Origin of the sequence: Sorangium sp. So ce1036 (assembly GCF_051369805.1) — a bacterium.
GTDB lineage: Bacteria > Myxococcota_A > Polyangia > Polyangiales > Polyangiaceae > Sorangium > Sorangium cellulosum_F.
Genome location: NZ_JBBMOX010000001.1, coordinates 2,790,412 through 2,806,957, shown reverse-complemented (window position 1 = coordinate 2,806,957; position 16,546 = coordinate 2,790,412). Strand labels below are relative to the sequence as shown.

The window sequence follows — 16,546 nt, the reverse complement described above, 5'->3', positions numbered from 1 at the left end:
ACCTCCATGCTCGGACCCAGCCCCCGCACCGGCCCGCTCCTGCTCGGCGCGCTCCTCGCGGCCCTCCCCGGCTGCGAAGGGGCGGACGTGTTCATCCCGCTGCCCGCGCAGAGCGGCCCCGCCGGGGTGCTCGACGGCACGGTGACGTACTCCGGCCCGCGGCCCTGCACGAAGGACGGGCGCGTCGTCGGCGCCGCGATCGTGCTCGGCTTCGACGCGCGCCGCCTGCCGCCGCCGGAGGGGCTCGGCGCCTCGGCCGCGAGCCTCGACGTGATCCCGGGCGACGAGCTCTTCGGAGGCCTGGGCCCGGCGCTGCGGCACGCGCCGGACGGCGCGCTCCTCTGCCCCGAGCCGGACGAGCCGCACGTCACCGTGAGCGGCGCCTTCCGGCTGTCGCCGCTGCCCGCCGGCACCTACCAGGTCCGCGGCTTCTACGATCACGACGGCGACTTCGACCCGCTCTTCGGCATCGCCAACCTGCCGACCCAGGGCGACGTGGGCGGCGGCGCGATCGAGAACGTGGGCGAGGTGCTCGCCGGCGCCCCGCCGCGCTACCGCGAGATCGCGCTCGGCACGCCGTCGGCCGGCGGGGCGCTCGAGATCCCCGAGACCGGGGCGCGCGTCAGCGGCATCGCGGTCACCTTCAGCCTCCCGTTCCCGCTGGAGCGGCCGATCTTCCATGTCGCCGAGCTGATCGCGCCGTCCGGCGTCACGCCGCGCCCGGACGAGGTGGTCATGGCGTCGGACTACTGGCTGGACACGTTCAGCCCGACCGATCCCGAGGGGACCGAGGCGTCGCTCCTGCGCCTGCGGCTCGCGGCCGGGCTGCCCGCGGGCGAGATCGCGGCCGCGGCGAAGCCCCCGCTCTCGCTGCCGGTGGGCGGCGCGACCGCGTCGACCCTCACGTACGCGCGGCAGGACGTGAACGGCGACGGGGCGCTCGACGCCGCAGATCACGTTCCCGACGCGGCGCTGCTCCCGGCGCTCTTCCCCATGGCGGTGTTCGCGAAGCTCGAGGGCGACGCCGGGCTGGTCAGCCAGGCGGCGCCCACGGTCCTCCTCCAGGGGCTCACGATCTACGAGGACCTCCCGACCACGGCCGGCCAGCTCGGCTCGGACACGCTGAACGACCCGAAGGAGAGCGCCCTCATCGGCATCCGTCCGGCCGCGCTGTGCCTGCCCCCGGAGAGGCCGGACGAGGGCGTCCTCGTCCTCAGCCGCAAGAGGGACAGGAACGACAACGAGATCCTCCCCGAGCGAGACGTGCCCGAGGTCGAGGCGGCCCTCTCGGCGCAGCTCGGGCGCACGATCACGATCGCCTACGGCTGCCTGCCCGAGGGGCGCTACGCGCTCAGCCTCGTCTACGGCACCGGCCAGGCGTGGACCGTGCCCAACGAGGCCGGGGTCTGCGCGCCGTCGGAGCCCCGGACGTCCGCCGGGGTCTGCGGCCAGCGGCCGCGCCTCGCGTCGCAGGACGTCGTCCTGCGCATCGGTCCCCCGGACGACCCGGTGTACTGCGCCCAGAACCCCACCCCGGAGCCCTGCCTGCCCCCGCCCTGAGCGCCGGCGCCTCCACGCGCGGCGCGGCTCGCCCCAGCGCCGGTCTCCCCTCGCGCGCAGCGACCGATGGTAGGTTGCCGGCATGCGCAGTACGCATGTCCCTTCGCTTGCTTTCCTCGGGGCGCTCGGCGGCGCCGCCGCGGGTGCCGTCGTTCCGTCCGACGCGGCTGCCGGCTGGCCGCCGCCCCTGTCCGCCAGCGCGGAGGACATGGCCGACCCGGCGCGCTGGCCAGCCGATCCCACCTACGGCTACTCGGACACGCAGAGCGGACAGTGGAGCCTCTACTCCTTCGTCCCGACCCCGAGCGGGGACGTCCGCCCCCGTCCCGAGGAGTCCGCCGCCGGCATGTCGATCGATCTCGCCTGGCGGCTCACCCAGGGAGACCCGCGCGTCCGGATCGCCATCACCGATTCCGGCATCCTCTGGGAGGAAGACGACCTCATCGAGAAGGCATGGCTCAACCAGGGTGAGCTCGCGTCGCACAAGCCGCAGCAGGCGGACGGCAGCGCGTGCGGCGGCGAAGGCGAGCTCGCCGGCTTCGACTGCAACGGCGACGGGGTGCTCACCGTCTCGGATTACAAGGACACGCCGGCGCTCGCGCTGGCGTCGGGAGGGCGGCCGAGGGGCGACAGGAACGGCAACGGCCGGCTCGACGCCGGCGACCTCATCCTCCACTTCTCGGACGGGCTGGACGACGACAACAACGGCTACACCGACGACATCGCGGGCTGGGATTTCCTCAGGAACGACAACGATCCGTTCGACGACACGAGGGACGGCCACGGCACCGAGGGGGCGAAGATCTCGGCGGCGCAGACGAACAACGGGGTGGGCGGCGCGGGCGTTTGCCCGCATTGCAGGTTCATCCCGCTGCGCGTCGGCGACAGCCGCGTCGCCGACGCGCAGGACCTCGCGAAGGCCATCCTCTACGCGACCGACGCCGGGGCCGCCGTCGTGCAGTGTCCGGTGAGCGCGGTCGACAACACCCGCTTCATCCAGGCGGCGCTCGACTACGCCCACGACGAGGGGACGCTGGTCGTCACGTCGATGGGCAACGGGGGCTCGCGCCACCACAGCGCGCCCGCGCTCAACAACCACACGCTGCCCGTGCACGCCGTCCGCTACGACGGCCGGAGCGTCACGACGTCGACCACGTTCGTCGACGCCGCGCCGTGCTCGAACTTCGGCGGCAACAACCTGCTCTCCGTGTCGAGCGACGGCTGCTCCGGCGAGGCGACCGCCGCGCTCGCCGGCGTGGCCGGGCTGCTCTACGCCGCCGCCCTCGAGTACCGCGCGCCCAGGTCCCCCGGGGAGATGCCGCTCTCCCCCGCGGAGATGCAGGGCCTGCTGTTCACGACCGCCGACGACATCGACGTGCAGGGGTCGCGCGAGCCGGGCTCGCCGTACCGGGCGTCGCAGCCGGGGTTCGATCAGCGGTTCGGCTACGGCCGCGTCAACGCGAACCGCGCGGCCGAGGCGATCCGCGCCGGGCGCGTCCCGCCCGAGGTCGACCTCACGTCGCCGCGGTGGTTCGAGGTCCTCTACCGGGATCAGGTCCAGGGGCCGATCCCCATCGAGGGCACCATCTCGGCGAAGCGGGCGAGCGCCTACGCGTACTCCGTCGCGTGGGCGCCCGGCGTGCAGCCGCGCGACGAGGACTTCACGATCATCAAGCAGGAGTCGAACGTCGCCCCGACGGTCAAGACCGGCAGCAACGGGCCGCTCGCCACGCTCGACATCCGCACCATCGACGTGGCCCACCCCCGCGACCCGGACAGCCTTCGCGGCGAGAACGATCGCGCGATCACCGTGCGCGTCCAGGCGACGGCCCGCTACGGGGGCGACGTCGGCGACGTGGACGGCGAGGCGCGGCGCACGTACCACGTCGCCGAGGATCCGACGCTGGTCCCCGGCTTCCCCTACCCCGTCGGCGACAGCGGCGAGGGCAGCCCGAAGATGGCGGACCTCGACGGCGATGGCGTCCGCGAGATCGTCTATCCGACGGCCGGCGGCGCGCTGCACGTGCTCACGATGACGCCGAGGGGACCCGAGCCGCTGCCGGGGTTCCCGTTCCTGACCGAGCCGGTCGACGGCCTGGTCGCGGCGGGGTCGAGCCAGGACGCGCCCGTCTATCTCGACGCCCCCGCGTACGCGAGCGAGCACATGGACGGGGCGCTCGGCCGCGAGCCCATCCTGAGCGCGCCCGCGATCGCGGATCTGGACGGCGACGGCGCGCAGGAGATCGTGATCTCGACGTGGCCCGGGACGATCTACGTCGTCGACCTCGACGAGGACGATCTGATCGCCGCGGGGTGGCCGAAGCGCCTGCCCGAGGTCCCCGTCTGCCCGCTCGACCTCGCCGCGCCGCCGCCGAGCGCGCCGTGCGTGCCCAGGGACGCGCGGATCGCCCGCGGGGCCCTCGCCTCGCCGGTGCTCGCGGATCTCGACGGCGACGGCCGGCTCGACGTCATCCAGGCGGCCTTCGACGGCAAGATCCACGCGTTCGATGCCCGCGGCGACGCGCTGCGCGGCTTCCCGGTGGAGGTGCACTACGCGGGGCCGCTCGCCGAGGAGCCGGCGCGGGGCCGCCTCCTGGCGACGCCCGCGGTCGCCGACTTCAACGGCGACGGGCTGCCGGATCTGCTCGTCGGGTCGAGCGAGCGGCTCGGCGACGGCGGCCAGGCCGGGGCGGTCTACGTGATCGACGCGCGCGGGACGAGCGCGCCGTCCGGGCCCGTGCTCGCCGGCTGGCCCATCTCCGTGGCGTCGCGGCCGCTGGTCCCGCTCGTCGCCGAGGGGATCACGGCGTCGGGCGCGGTCGGGCGGTTCGGCCGCACGCTCGCGGGCGTCGTGCAGGCGAGCGGCGCGCTGCCGCTGATCCTGCCGCGCGCGCCCGGCGACCAGGAGGAGCTCTCGGCGACGCCGTCGGGCGCGCTGCCGCGCGCCCAGGGCCGCGCGCAGGCCGGGCTCCACCCGGCGTTCGGGCCGCTCTCCCGGGCCGAAGGCGCGGGGGCGATGCTGCCGCTGCTCTCGCACCCCGCGCTCGGCGACGTCGATCAGGACGGCACGCCGGACATCATCGCCGCGGGCGCCACGGAGGCAGCGGCGCTCGCGCTCGCGGGGGCGCGCGACGCGGGGGCGCGCGACGCGGGGCCGACCGGGGTCCACCTGCTCGCCGTGTGGAGCGGCCGCTCGGGCGCGATGCTGCCGGGCGCGCCGTTCGTCCTCGAGGATCACGCGCTCGGGAACAGCCAGGCGGTCGTCGATCTGAACGGCGACGACTACCCCGAGGTGCTGACGGGATCGAGCGGCTACTTCCTCCACGCGTTCGACGGGTGCGGCCGGGAGCCGCCCGGGTTCCCGAAGTTCACCGGGCAGTGGATCGCGACGACGCCGGCCGTGGGCGACATCGACGGCGACGGGACGCTCGAGGTCGCGGTGGGGACCCGCGACGGCTGGCTCTTCGCCTGGCGCACCGGGGCGACGGAGGACGCGATCGTCGCCTGGGAGAGCATCCACCACGACAACCGGAACACGGGCAACCTCGAGACGCCGCTCGACCAGGGCAGCGCGCGGCGCGCGGCGCGCCCGCTCACGGTCGAGGCGTGCGCCGGGCCGGCCCCGAAGGAGCCGGCGCTCCTGCGCCTGAGCGGGGGCTGCGCGTGCGCGGCCCCGGGCGGGGACGAGGCGCGGCGCGGGTCGGGCGATCGCGGCGAGGGCGCGGCGCTGGGCGCGGCGCTGCTCGGGGCGGCCGCGCTGTGGAGGAGGCGGCGGAGGGCGGAGGGCTGAGGGGCCAGGCGCGGGCGGGAACGAGGGAGGAGGGAGGTGCGCCACGATGACAGCGACGCGGCGAGCGCGGCCTCGGTCCATCGCTCCGTGGCGCGGACGCTCCAGGGCTTCGCCGCGGGCGAGGCCCTCGCCGAGGCCGCGGCCCTCGCGGAGCGCGAGGGGATCCTCCACGAGGCCGCGGCCCGGCGGAACGAGCCGCTGTTCCGGGAGGACGCAGCCCGCCTCGCGCGCCTCCGCGCGCACATGGGCGCAGAGCGCGGCCTCGGCGATCCGCTCGTGCTCGCGATGCTGCTGGAGACGGCGGGACGATCCCACCTGCGCTGAGGCGCAATCGGAGCCGCGCACGGGCGTGGACCGCGCCCCGGTGGTACCCTCCCCAAGGCCATGACAGAGAGAGTCTCACCGACCGGTCGCGCTGCGCTGCGAGAGTCGCTGCTCCAGTTCTCCGCCTTCGCCGATGCGCTCGAATCCCGCGCCATGCGCGAGGCCATCGAGGCGTGCATCACCGTCCTGGACGCTCCGGGGCCGCTCGACAAGCGGGTGCTGGCACCATGGCTCAAGGTCGTCCACGAGCGCGCGGCAGACGTCTTCCGGCGGGGCATCCGCGAGACCACGGGGACGCTGCGCGCGCAGATGATGCATGGATTGAAGCAGGCGGAAGAGGACGCGCACTGGATGCAACAGACCATCGACGCGCTGAGTCGAGATCACGTGAACTAGCGGCCGAGACAGCGCCTGTCGGGCCGCGGACAGGCACGGTGGGCACAGGGTCGCTGAATTCGTCGGGGCAGGCCGGAAGCTGAATTCGTCGAGGCAGGCCGGAAGCTGAATTCGTCGAGGCAGGCCGGAAGGAGCGCGCCGGGCAGGGCAGGACGGTTTCCGTGGATGCGCGCGCCATTCGAGCCCGTGCGCATCAGGTGTCACGGGGTCATGGCGGTGGGCTCGTCGATGTCTTGGATCTCGGCCGGGAGAGCTGGCCGTTCTTGACCTGATCTCCGGAGCGCTCCGGGAGCTTCCGTCCGCCGGACGAGAACGAGCACCGGCGCGGTGAGCGAGGCGCAGCGGGCCTGCGCGGAACGACGCGTGCGCGGAACGACGCGTGAACGACGCGTGAACGACGCGTGGCGGCGCTCGGTCACCCTACGCGTGGCGGCGCCCGGTCGCCCTGGAACGGGCCTGTCCCACGCCGGCGTGGCACGCCATCCGCGGCCCGTGCTACGAACCCGGCATGATCGCCTCGGCATTTCCGCTGCTGCTCCTCGGGTTCTCTCTCGGCATGCGCCATGCGACCGACGCGGACCATGTGATCGCGGTCGCGACGATCGTGAGCCGGGTCCGGAGCCTCGGGGTGGCGCTGCTGATCGGCGCGATGTGGGGCCTGGGACACACGCTCACGCTGATGCTCATCGGCGGCGCGATCCTCCTGTTCGGGCTCGCCGTGCCGCCGCACGTCGGCCTGGCGATGGAGCTCACGGTCGCGTTCATGCTGATCGGCCTCGGGGCGTACCACCTCAGGCGGCTCTACCTGGCCATCCGCCGCGGCGAGCCGGCGGACCCGGGCGCAGAGCATAACGCCGCTCACGCGCACGACCTCGGCTGGGCGGACCGCGTGTTCGGCGGGTCGCGGGTGTACGTGAGCCTCCGACCGCTGCTCATCGGCGTGGTCCACGGGCTCGCGGGCTCGGCCGCGGTGGCGCTCCTCGTGCTGACCACGGTGCGCGATCCGCGGTGGGGCGTCGGCTACATCGCCCTGTTCGGCGCGGGCACGGTCGCCGGGATGATGCTGATCACCGGGGTGCTCGCGCTGCCGTTCGCGTACACGCGCGCCCGCTTCGGCGGGATGCACCGCGCGCTCGGCGCGGCCTCTGGCCTCCTCAGCGTCGGGTTCGGCCTGTTCCTCGCCTACGACATCAGCATCGGGTCCGGGCTGTTCACGGCGAACCCGCAGTGGACCCCCGGCTGAGCGCGCGCCCGGCCGGGCACGACGGCGCCGCCGCGATGTGCGCGTCGATCTGCGTCAAGAGCCAGTCCATGAACTCGTCCTTCAGGATCGTCTGCGCCACGTGCAGGTCGGTCCAGACGGGCGCGCGCGCCGCCGCCCGGTCGCTCGTCTGCACCACCACCGGGATCGCAGAGAGCCGCGCGTCGTCGCGCATCGCGCGGATGAGCTCCACCCCGTTCATGACGGGCATGTGGACATCCACGATGGCCAGCGCCACCGGCTCGTTCGACAGGAGCGCGAGGGCGTCACACCCGTTCTCGGCCTCCAGCACGGTGAAGCGCGGCTCCAGGATCATCCGGTAGCAGCCGCGAATGTCGGCGTCGTCGTCCACGACGAGGACGGTGACGCCCTCGGCCGCGGCGCCGAGCACGCGGGTCACCGCGTCCCGGAGCTCCGCCGCGGTGACAGGCTTCTGCACGTAGCCGGCGACCCCGCGCAGGATGGCCTCCGCCGGCTTCTGCAGGACGGACACGAGCATCACCGGCACCCGCTCGCGCGCATGCACCAGGCGGCTGAAGGCGAGGCCATCCATCTCGGGCATCAGGAAGTCGGCGAGGATGAGGTCCGGCTTCCAGCTCCTCAGCAGGTCGAGCGCCGCGCTCCCGCTGCGCACGGCCCGGACGTCGTGCGCCGCGCCCTCGAGCGCCTCGGCCATCCACGCGAGCGTCCCCCCATCGTCGTCGACCAGCAGCAGCTTCGCCATCGCGTCACTCCCTCCGCTCCTGCCCCTCGGCCTCGGCGCCCCCCGCCGGCTGCGCCGCGCCGACACGCCGCAACCGGAGCCAGAACCTCGCCCCCCCTCCCGGCCGCGCCTCGTACCCGATCGCCCCGCCCCACCGCTCCACCGCGATCCGGGCGCCGTAGAGCCCGAGGCCGCAGCCTGCCCCCGGATCACGGCCGCGCACGAACTTCTGGAACAGGCCCGGAACGAGGGCAGGCGCGACGCCCGGGCCCTCGTCCTCGACGAGCACGCGCGCCCACCCGGGCTCTTCCTGCACCAGGACACGCACCGACGTCCGCGTGGGCGCGAAGCGGAGGGCGTTCTCGATGAGGTTGGACACCACGCGCGCGAGCCTGCGCTCCTCGGCGATGACCTCGCACGGCTGCCCGCCGCCGATCTCCGGCGGGCCCTCCAGGTGGACACCCCGGCCGCACGCGACGGGCACGAGCGACTCGATCACCTGAGCGAGGGCGTCGCTCAGGCTCGCCGCCACGGTGACGTCGTCGTACGAGGCGTCGAGCGCGGCCCGCTCGGCGGTGAAGGTGTCGAGGATCTCGCGGATGAGCTCGCGCTGGCGCAGGGCGGCCTTCAGCGCGACCCCCACGAGCGCCGCGCTCTTCTCCGGGAGCGGCTGCTCTCCCAGCAGGGAGAGGGCGCCGAGGATGCTGTTGAGCGGGCCCGAGAGGTCATGGACGATGCAATGGACCAGGACGTCCTTCCGCTCGACCTCGCGCGACAGCGTCTCGTGCACGAGGCGCAGCTCGCGCGCCCGCTGGAGGACGCGGCGGCGCTCGTGGAACAGGGCGTCGTTCCGGGTGATCACGAGCAGCGGCGACGAGCCCACCCGGAGCGCCGTCGCCTCGAGGTGCAGCTCCTCGTCGTCCTCGGTCATCTGCGTCCAGCAGTCGGACTGCGCACGCCGCGCCCCTTCCGTGGACCAGGCCCGCTCCGCCTCCGGGAGGAACACCTCCAGGAACGGCAGCGCGCGGTCGATCTGGAGCGGCCTGTCGCGCCACGGCGGCTCGATCCCGAGCCGGAGAAACCACGGCGGCGGCGCCTCGCGGACGACGAAGCGGCCGTCGTGCAGGCGCTCGAGCACGAGCTGGTCCAGCGCCGCAGAGAGACAGGCGCTCACGTCCACCCCCCTCGCCGCGAGGGCGCCTCGCTCGCCAGGATCGCGCACGCGAGCGCGCTGAACGCCTCCTCGACCCCGGCGCCGGTCTTCGCGCTCGTCCTCGTGACCAGCAGGCCGGCGCGCCTCAGCGCCGCCTCGGCGGCCTCGTCGATCTCCCATGTGGCCATGAGGTCGGCCTTGTTCAGGACGAAGACGGCGGGGACCGCCCCCGCGGCCGCCTGCGCGGCGTCATGCAGGCGGAGCGCCGTCTCCACCGTGGCGCGCCGCGTGCCGTCGACGACGAGGAGGAAGCCCGACGAGCCGCGCAGGTACGACATCTGGACGCTCTGGAACTCGTCCTCTCCGCTCAGGTCCCAGAGGATGAGATCGAGCTCCTGGCCGTCGCACCTCACGCGCCTCGCCTCGATCGTCACGCCGATCGTCGTCCGGTACGCCTCGGAGAAGATGCTGCGCACGAAGCGGGCGACGAGGCTCGTCTTGCCGACCCCCGTGGCCCCCAGCATGCAGACCTTGCGCTTCTCCCCCATGGCCTAGTCCGCCTCCGCCGCGCGCAGGTCCACCACGAAGGTCACGCTGCGCGCGCGCCGGACGCCCGCGCCGATCGGGCGCAGCCGGTCCGCCGGGACGCCGAGCGCGACGAGCTCGGCCGCGACGCGCTCCGCGCGGGCGAGGCTGAGCGCCCGGTTCGACGCCTCCGCGCCGACCGGATCCGCATGGCCGATCACGCGGATCTCGGCCGCCATGCCGGCCTCGGGCGCGCGCGCGAAGAGCTGCCTGGCCGCGGCGGCGACCTCGGCGACGCGGGCGCGATGCCCGGCGGCGACCTCGACGGCGCCGCGGTCGAAGGGGAGCGCCGCCTGCTCGATGGCGCTCGCCGCGGCGCGCACCCGCGCGATCGACTCCTCCGCGTGGAGGCGCCCGTCGTCGAGCGCCTCCACGCCCGGGAGCAGCGCCGCCGCCACCCTCGCGCGCTCGATCCAGCGCTCGGGCGCGACCCCGCTGGCCACCAGGGTGTTGCCGCGGAGCACGAGGGAGACCCTCGGCGGCGGGCGCAGGGCCCGCTCCACCCGGCGCGCGACGATCTGCGGGGCGAGCGAATAGAACGGCTCGAAGCGCAACGTGACGGCGGAACGCGCGGGGCCGCCGCGCGCGATCACCGCCCTCGGATCCGCGGCGAGGGGATCTCGCAGGCCCGTGAGCACGGCCTCGCCCGCCCGCCGCTCCGCCGAGATCACCAGGATACCGGGCTCGCTCCGCAGCGCCTCGACGGCCTCGGCGAGGCGGCGCTGGTTCTGCCGCGAGGCGTACGCCCAGACGCCGAGCGCGGTCGCGAGGCCCACGGCCGCGAGGACCGCCGCGGCGCGCGCGGCCCGCCCCCTGCGCGCGGCCTCCTTGCGTTGCTGTCGCAGGCAGCCGGCGAGCAGGTCGCGGCTGCCCGAGAACGGCGCCGGATCACCGCGGAAATCGGCGAGCTCGCGGCCATAGAGGAGATGGACGTGCTCCAGGGTCTCGCACAGGTGGATCTCGTACTCCTGCGGCGCCACGCCGCGCACGATGGCGACGAGGAGGGCCATCGGGCCCTGCTCGACCCAGCCCGTGAGATCGCCCGCGCGGAACTGCTCGAGCCGCGCCTCGGCCCGAAAGGCGTCGTGGGCGAACGCGTCGATGGCCGCGAGCATCGCCGAGATCTGATCGGGATCTCGGACGGGGATGTCCTCGGCGCTCAGGTGCTCGAGGACGATCCCGGTCCCGCGGTGGACCAGGAAGAGCTGCTCGGTCCGGTAGACCATGGTACGGAGCAGCACCACTTCCGCGAAGGGGCGCCCCGTGCGCCACGCCTCGATGCGCCAGCGCACGCTGCGCGGGGAGAGGCTCTGCTCGAGCGCCTGGTTGAGGCGCTCGATCATCGTCCGGAGGATACAGGCCACCGACCTGCGCAGCGCCGGCCCCATGGCCGGGCTGATCGCGTCCGCGAACGCCGCCGGATCCCTGCGCACGCTCTCGTGGATCGCGCTGGAGAGGAGCGGCTCCATCGCCCACGAGAGCGCCTCGCCTTGCTTGCGGCTCTCGATCACGGCCTCGGGGAGCACGTCGGCGACCATCCCGGTCATGTGCTGGTCGAGCCGCTCCTCGAGCCGCCGGATCCGGCGTTGTTCCGGGCCGACGAGCAGGGGGCGGAGGTCTTCGAGCGTCTTGGATGGCGGGGGTGCCGCGCGGCGCGCCCTCGGTTGCCCCATCGTTCGCCTCCGAGCTTCCACGGCCGCGTCGCCCGCCGGAGCGGCGCCGCGGGTTCACGCGGCTTCGTCCGAGCTCCGCTCCGTCTTCTGGTGCCGCTCCGCCTCCACCCGCTCGGACGTCGGCGCCTCCGGCGCGATCACGCCGGAGCTCTCCTCCCAGGCCCCGGCGAGCTCGCGCGCGAGGGCGGCGCTCAGCTCGTCGCGCGTGCGCTGCGTCTCGTCGAGGAACGATTTGGACTGCTCCAGCAGGAGCTGGCGGAACTCGCGCTGCGTCCGCACGACGAGCTCCTCCAGCCGCTGGATCCGCTGCTCGAACAGCCTGAGCGCTTCCCGCGACTCGCGCGCGACGTTGCCGAGCGCGCAGGCGTCGGCCGACCGGTGGGCCTCGAACGACGTGCTGAGCGCCTCGATCTCCTTGCGCACGTGCGTCTCCAGCACGTCCAGCCGCCGCCGCGCCTCGCCCCGGAGCTCCTCCGCCTGGGCGGCGACCTGGGCGTCGGTGTGCATGAGGCGGCGCGCGAGCTCGCGGAGCTGGGCGCCGCACAGGATCTCGCGGACCTGCTCCAGGCTGTTCGTGGTCGCGGCCTCCGCGTGTCCTGCGGCGATCTCGTGATCGGCCCGCCCGCTCGTTCTCATCTCGATCCCCCTCTCCGTGCGTTTCGCGCGTGCCCCGTGAGCGAGCCCGAGCTCGCCCGCCATGGCGCCCGGACCGTCGCGCGCGCGGCGCATGCGCCAGCTCGCTCAGCGCCTCCCCCTCCCCTCGCCAGGTGGCCCCTTGTTCATCGCGTCACGCATCGCGCGGTACATGGGTCAGCGACATGGCCGCTGGTAGCCCTCGCGCGGGCGGGGGATGGGGCCCCTGGGGCGCTGGCCCCGGAGCCGCTCGGCCGCTCCAGGCCCGGTAAGATGCGCTCATGCAGACACCGCGCATCGTCCTTTCGGCCGCGGTCCTCCTCGCGGCGTGCGGCGGCGCACCGGCCAGCAGCGCTCCTGTCGCGGCGGACCCCGCCGTCGGTGGCCCCTCCCCTTCGTCCCCGGCGGCTCCCCCCTCCGCCCCCCCGACCGCGACGGCTCCGCCCCCGACGGCCGCCGCGGCGGCGACCGCCGCCGCCGTGCCTGCGCCGGCGCCGTGCGGCGCGCTGGGCTGCCTCGCCTTCGACGAGCCGGACCGGGCGTTCGCCCACGTGCTCGGGGACGGTCCGCGCGTCCTCGCGGTGGGCGAGTCGCACGCGCAGCAGGGCGCCGAGGGCATCCCCTCGGCGACCCGGCGGTTCACGGAGCGCTTCCTGCCGGCGCTCGCCGGCCGCGCCTCGGACCTGATCATCGAGCTCTGGGTGGCGGATCCGCGCTGCAAGAAGGAGCAGGCGGCGCGGGTCGAGGAGGAGCAGCGCGCGGTCACCCAGGGCCAGGCCGCGGACAACCAGGGCGAGTTCCTCGCGCTCGGCCACGCGGCGAAGCGGCTCGGCATCCAGCCCCACGCGCTCACGCCCTCCTGCGACGAGGTCGACGCCATCGCGCGCGCGGGGGCGGACGCGGTGCCCGCCATGCTCGAGATGATCGCGCGCCTGACCGCGGCCAGGGCGAAGGCGCTGCTCGGCCGCGAGGACAGGGCCGGCAAGATGATCGTCGCCTACGGCGGGGCGCTGCACAACGACATCGCCCCGCGTCCCGGGCGCGAGCGCTGGAGCTTCGGACCTGAGCTCGCCGCCAGCACCGGGGGGAAGTACGTGGAGCTCGACATCATCGTCCGCGAGTTCATCAAGGACACGGCGCCGTGGCGGGCGCTGCCGTGGTATCCCCACTTCGATCGGGAGGAGCACCCGGACAGGACGGTGCTCTTCAACCCCGCGCCGGGCTCGTACGTGCTCATCTTCCCCCGCACGCGCTGAGCTCTCCGGCAGCTCGTGGGGCGCTCCGGGCTGGGTTCGGGGCGGGATGGAGCTCAGGGCGGGATAGAGCTCAGGACGGGATGGAGCTCAGGGCTCGATGGAGAAGGTGACCGGCTCGCCGGCGAACGGCCCGCCGCCCGGCGCGATGCGGTTGTTCTCGAACACCGCGTTGGTCACGTGGACCGTGATCGGCGCGCCGGCGGAGCGGAGCTCGTCCCAGGCCGCCGCGTCCGGCGTGTAGCTCAGCTTGGTCGTGAACACCCGGAGCAGCCCCTCGCGCGCCTCGGTCGAGAACACCAGGAAGTACGCGCGCCCGTTGATGGGCGTCCCGTGGGCCCGCGCGGCGCGCACCGGCCCGAGGAGCGCGCCGAGCTCGGCCCACACGGGCGCGTGCGGCGCGCCGCCGTCCCGCGCGGCCGGCAGGGCGCCCGCCGCGCGCCGCAGCGCCGGCCCGGCCGGCGGCGCCGTCCGGATCGCCGCGCCCCCGACATGGAAGGACAGCGCCGGCGGGGTGTCGCCGGGCAGCGCCGCGCCGTCCTCGGGCGCGTCGAAGACCGTCCCCTGCGACGCGTCGGTCTTCGGCTCCGCCGCGAGCAACGCCACCAGCGCCTCGTCGGTCGCGCCCCCCTCGTAGATGACGTCGTCGAGCTCCGCCCCGGCCGACGTCCCGCTCGACCCGTCGTCGTGACCGCCGCCGCACGCGCCCGCGTACAGGACGCCCGACGCGAGGGCCGCCATCGCGGGGACGAGGAGCGCGCGGCGCGCCCATTCCCGCCGGCTCATGGCGCCTCCACCCACGGATCCGCGAAGCGCGGGTCCGTGAGGAACTCTTCATCCGTCAGGCTCTCCAGAAAGGCGATCATGTCCGCTTTCTCCTCCGCTGTGAGCTCGAAACCCCTGATGAGCTCGCTCTTGTACCTGTTCTCGCTCCCCACGCCGGCATACGGGCCGGACTCGATCGTCCGGCCCCCCGCGGCGTAATGGTCCAGCACGCCCTCGAGCGTCGCGATGCTGCCGTCGTGCATGTACGGCGCCGTGAGGGCGATGTTGCGCAGCGTGGGCGACCGGAATCGGCCCATGTCGGTCTCCTGGCCGGAGACCTCGTAGACCCCGGCGTTCCCCGGCGGATACGCGCCGTTCCCGTCGATGTTGTAGAGCCCCGTGTTGTGGAACATCACCTCCTCGAAGGTCGTGCCGTCGTGCGCCACCGAGTCCGACAGGTTGAAGCCTCCGTGGCAGTGGAAGCACTCGAGTCGCTCGGAGAAGAACAGGTCCTTGCCGCGCAGCGCCGCGGCCGACATCGCCGACGGGTCGCCGCCGTAGCTGTACCGGTCGTACGGCGATCGGTACGAGAGCAGCGACCGCTCGAACGCCGCGATCGCCTTCGTGATGTTCGCGAGGCGGATGGGGTCGGCGTCGCCCGGGAACGCCGCGGGGAACAGATCCTGGTACAGCGGCTCGGCCCGGAGCCGATCGAGCATCTCCTCTTCCAGGCCCGCGAGCCCGAGCTCGACCGGCGTCTCGCCGAACATGGGCCCGAGCGCCTGCTCCTCGAGCGAGTCGATGAGCGGGTTGCCCCAGGTCAGCGTCGTGAGGTATGCGACGTTGGCCAGGCTCATCGATCCGCGCGTGTGCAGCTCGCCCGTCGACCCTTCCGCGACATCGAGGCCGTCGGTGAACGCGAGCTCCTGGCGATGGCACGAGCCGCAGGAATAGGTCCCGTTGCCGGAGAGGCGCCTGTCGTAGAACAGCCGCCTCCCGAGCTCGACCTTGACCTCCGACATCGGATTGTCCTCCGGGACCCTGGGCACCGGGAAGCCCGGCGGCAGCCCCCAGTCGTATACGCCGGCGTCGCCCCCCCCGCCGCCGGCGCCCGTCCCCGCAGGGTCCCCCTCGCGCGCGTCCGGTGAGGCCTCGTCGTCGCCGCAGCCGCCGGAGAGGACGGCGAGCGCGGCGAGGACAGCGGAGGTCGTCGCGAAGCGGCGGAGGACGATTCGCATGAAAGGAATCGACATGGTGGCGCCTAGTTTATCCGGAAGAACGCCTGATGCTCGGGCCGCGGCGAGCCGTCGGTGGTGTCGATGCCGAGCCGGGTGAAGACCGGCAGACAGTCGGGATCCGTCGGGTCCGACATGCACCCGGGCTGCCCGCCGGCGTTCGCCCCCACCTCGCTGTCCTGCACGAGCGCCGCGTAGTCGACGAGCACCTTCGTCGAGAGCGGATCGATGTCCGTGAACACGATCTCGGCCACGTTCGGACGATCGCACGCGGCGACCCCGCCGTCGTCGTCGGCGATGCAGCCGGTGCTCCCGACGTGCACGATGAAGCCGTCGTCGCCGGCCTCGGGGACGCTGTCGATCCGCAGGAACTTGTAGCCCTGGTTCCAGTTCCACCACAGCCCCGTGAGGTTGAGCGGCGACTCCGCGGTCGCCGCGTTGCCGTGATTGAGCTCGAACGGGACGCCCATCTTGAACGACAGCCCGTCGTACTCCCCGGCCGGCACCCGCCCGCGCACCACGCCGTTCGTCGGCTGCGTCCCGTTGGCGCAGCCGCCCGACTTGTCCTCGAAATCGAGGAGCACGACGTCCTGGTACTGCCACAGGCCGTCCTGATCGAGCGAGACGGGCACGTCCTCGCCGTCTGCCCGTCGCAGGCGCACATCGTGGATGTAAAGGCGGAAGTCGGTGATCCTCACCTGCGTCGCCGAGAGGCCAACAGCGTAGGTGTCGCTGCAGGAAAACACGCTGTCGAAGACGCGGCCCTCGAACTGCAGCTCGACAGGGATCGTCCCGTCGTCGCCGCCGCCTGTCCCGCCGCCCCCCCCGGCGTCGCCTGTCCCGCCGCTCCCCCCGACGTCGCCTGCCCCGCCGCTTCCCCCGGCGCCGCCCGTCCCGCCGGCGCTCGTGGAGGCCGATGTGCCCGAGACAGGGTTCACCCCGCCATCACCCCCACAGGCCAGCAGCGAGAGCACCGCCCCGGCCAGCGGGAACAGGAGACGTGATGCACGAAGACCGAATTTCATGGGAGCCCTCCTGAAGAACGACGCACGCCACGCTAGGCCACGCCGTAATGCACTGGGAATGCGGCATCTTGTCGCAATCTGCTACAGCGGTCCGCTCCAGCGCGCGGGTTGCGTCGACATCAAAAAAGAACCTTCTGCCGATATCCCCTCGCCCCCACGGGTCGCACGCGGGACCGGGACGGCCGCACGC

14 protein-coding genes are annotated in these 16,546 nt (G+C 73.9%); 6 read left to right on the top strand and 8 right to left on the bottom strand.

Annotated features, from left to right (window positions below):
* Positions 1-6: 6 nt before the first annotated feature.
* The 5 genes from WMF31_RS10760 (at position 7) to WMF31_RS10740 (ending at position 7,313) form a co-directional block, all read left to right on the top strand.
* Positions 7-1,560, top strand: coding sequence for a hypothetical protein (locus tag WMF31_RS10760; protein ID WP_436601843.1), 1,554 nt, complete (start codon positions 7-9; stop codon positions 1,558-1,560).
* An 82-nt stretch (positions 1,561-1,642) separates the two neighbouring features.
* Positions 1,643-5,350: a S8 family serine peptidase gene (locus WMF31_RS10755; RefSeq protein WP_436601842.1), complete on the top strand. Its 3,708-nt coding sequence runs from the start codon at positions 1,643-1,645 to the stop codon at positions 5,348-5,350.
* Positions 5,351-5,386: 36 nt separating this feature from the next.
* The gene (locus WMF31_RS10750) at positions 5,387-5,674 is read left to right on the top strand and encodes a hypothetical protein (RefSeq protein WP_436601841.1); all 288 of its coding nucleotides are present in this window, start codon (positions 5,387-5,389) and stop codon (positions 5,672-5,674) included.
* A gap of 60 nt (positions 5,675-5,734) precedes the next feature.
* Complete coding sequence (locus WMF31_RS10745) at positions 5,735-6,070, top strand: hypothetical protein (protein WP_129351192.1); 336 nt, start codon at positions 5,735-5,737, stop codon at positions 6,068-6,070.
* Positions 6,071-6,578: 508 nt separating this feature from the next.
* Positions 6,579-7,313 (top strand): high-affinity nickel-transport family protein, encoded by a 735-nt coding sequence (locus tag WMF31_RS10740; RefSeq protein WP_129351194.1) that lies wholly within the window; start codon positions 6,579-6,581, stop codon positions 7,311-7,313.
* Here WMF31_RS10740 and WMF31_RS10735 read toward each other — a convergent pair.
* Genes WMF31_RS10735 through WMF31_RS10715 form a run of 5 tightly spaced genes read right to left on the bottom strand, consistent with a single transcriptional unit; the run spans position 7,282 to position 12,081 of the window.
* On the bottom strand, positions 7,282-8,055 hold the full coding sequence (locus WMF31_RS10735; protein WP_436601840.1) for a response regulator: 774 nt from the start codon (positions 8,053-8,055) through the stop codon (positions 7,282-7,284). The genes WMF31_RS10740 and WMF31_RS10735 overlap by 32 nt on opposite strands.
* A 4-nt stretch (positions 8,056-8,059) precedes the next feature.
* Positions 8,060-9,208 (bottom strand): sensor histidine kinase, encoded by a 1,149-nt coding sequence (locus WMF31_RS10730; protein ID WP_436601839.1) that lies wholly within the window; start codon positions 9,206-9,208, stop codon positions 8,060-8,062.
* The gene (locus WMF31_RS10725; protein ID WP_436601838.1) at positions 9,205-9,735 is read right to left on the bottom strand and encodes a Rab family GTPase; all 531 of its coding nucleotides are present in this window, start codon (positions 9,733-9,735) and stop codon (positions 9,205-9,207) included. The genes WMF31_RS10730 and WMF31_RS10725 overlap by 4 nt, the downstream gene beginning before the upstream one ends.
* A gap of 3 nt (positions 9,736-9,738) precedes the next feature.
* Positions 9,739-11,445 (bottom strand): OmpA family protein, encoded by a 1,707-nt coding sequence (locus WMF31_RS10720; protein ID WP_436601837.1) that lies wholly within the window; start codon positions 11,443-11,445, stop codon positions 9,739-9,741.
* 54 nt (positions 11,446-11,499) lie between these two features.
* Positions 11,500-12,081 carry a hypothetical protein gene (locus tag WMF31_RS10715; RefSeq protein WP_436601836.1) on the bottom strand — a complete coding sequence of 194 codons (582 nt, stop codon included), beginning with the start codon at positions 12,079-12,081 and terminating at the stop codon, positions 11,500-11,502.
* Positions 12,082-12,359: 278 nt separating this feature from the next.
* Between WMF31_RS10715 and WMF31_RS10710 the strand changes: the two genes are divergently transcribed.
* Entirely contained in the window at positions 12,360-13,334 is a 975-nt protein-coding gene (locus WMF31_RS10710) for a hypothetical protein (protein ID WP_436601835.1), read from the top strand.
* 87 nt (positions 13,335-13,421) lie between these two features.
* Here WMF31_RS10710 and WMF31_RS10705 read toward each other — a convergent pair whose 3' ends face one another.
* Genes WMF31_RS10705 through WMF31_RS10695 form a run of 3 tightly spaced genes read right to left on the bottom strand, consistent with a single transcriptional unit; the run spans position 13,422 to position 16,356 of the window.
* Positions 13,422-14,117, bottom strand: coding sequence for a hypothetical protein (locus tag WMF31_RS10705; RefSeq protein ID WP_436601834.1), 696 nt, complete (start codon positions 14,115-14,117; stop codon positions 13,422-13,424).
* The gene (locus WMF31_RS10700; RefSeq protein ID WP_436601833.1) at positions 14,114-15,334 is read right to left on the bottom strand and encodes an MbnH family di-heme enzyme; all 1,221 of its coding nucleotides are present in this window, start codon (positions 15,332-15,334) and stop codon (positions 14,114-14,116) included. Before WMF31_RS10700 ends, WMF31_RS10705 begins: the two co-directional genes overlap by 4 nt.
* A gap of 23 nt (positions 15,335-15,357) precedes the next feature.
* Entirely contained in the window at positions 15,358-16,356 is a 999-nt protein-coding gene (locus WMF31_RS10695) for an MbnP family copper-binding protein (RefSeq protein ID WP_436601832.1), read from the bottom strand.
* Positions 16,357-16,546 lie beyond the last annotated feature (190 nt).

Bases quoted from the DNA above. Each gene is read 5' to 3' on its own strand.
- WMF31_RS10760 (WP_436601843.1), top strand. From the start codon at position 7: ATGCTCGGACCCAGCCCCCGCACCGGCCCGCTCCTGCTCGGCGCGCTC.
- WMF31_RS10755 (WP_436601842.1), top strand. From the start codon at position 1,643: ATGCGCAGTACGCATGTCCCTTCGCTTGCTTTCCTCGGGGCGCTCGGC.
- WMF31_RS10745 (WP_129351192.1), top strand. From the start codon at position 5,735: ATGACAGAGAGAGTCTCACCGACCGGTCGCGCTGCGCTGCGAGAGTCG.
- WMF31_RS10740 (WP_129351194.1), top strand. From the start codon at position 6,579: ATGATCGCCTCGGCATTTCCGCTGCTGCTCCTCGGGTTCTCTCTCGGC.
- WMF31_RS10735 (WP_436601840.1), bottom strand. From the start codon at position 8,055: ATGGCGAAGCTGCTGCTGGTCGACGACGATGGGGGGACGCTCGCGTGG.
- WMF31_RS10725 (WP_436601838.1), bottom strand. From the start codon at position 9,735: ATGGGGGAGAAGCGCAAGGTCTGCATGCTGGGGGCCACGGGGGTCGGC.
- WMF31_RS10720 (WP_436601837.1), bottom strand. From the start codon at position 11,445: ATGGGGCAACCGAGGGCGCGCCGCGCGGCACCCCCGCCATCCAAGACG.
- WMF31_RS10715 (WP_436601836.1), bottom strand. From the start codon at position 12,081: ATGAGAACGAGCGGGCGGGCCGATCACGAGATCGCCGCAGGACACGCG.
- WMF31_RS10710 (WP_436601835.1), top strand. From the start codon at position 12,360: ATGCAGACACCGCGCATCGTCCTTTCGGCCGCGGTCCTCCTCGCGGCG.
- WMF31_RS10705 (WP_436601834.1), bottom strand. From the start codon at position 14,117: ATGAGCCGGCGGGAATGGGCGCGCCGCGCGCTCCTCGTCCCCGCGATG.
- WMF31_RS10700 (WP_436601833.1), bottom strand. From the start codon at position 15,334: ATGCGAATCGTCCTCCGCCGCTTCGCGACGACCTCCGCTGTCCTCGCC.
- WMF31_RS10695 (WP_436601832.1), bottom strand. From the start codon at position 16,356: ATGAAATTCGGTCTTCGTGCATCACGTCTCCTGTTCCCGCTGGCCGGG.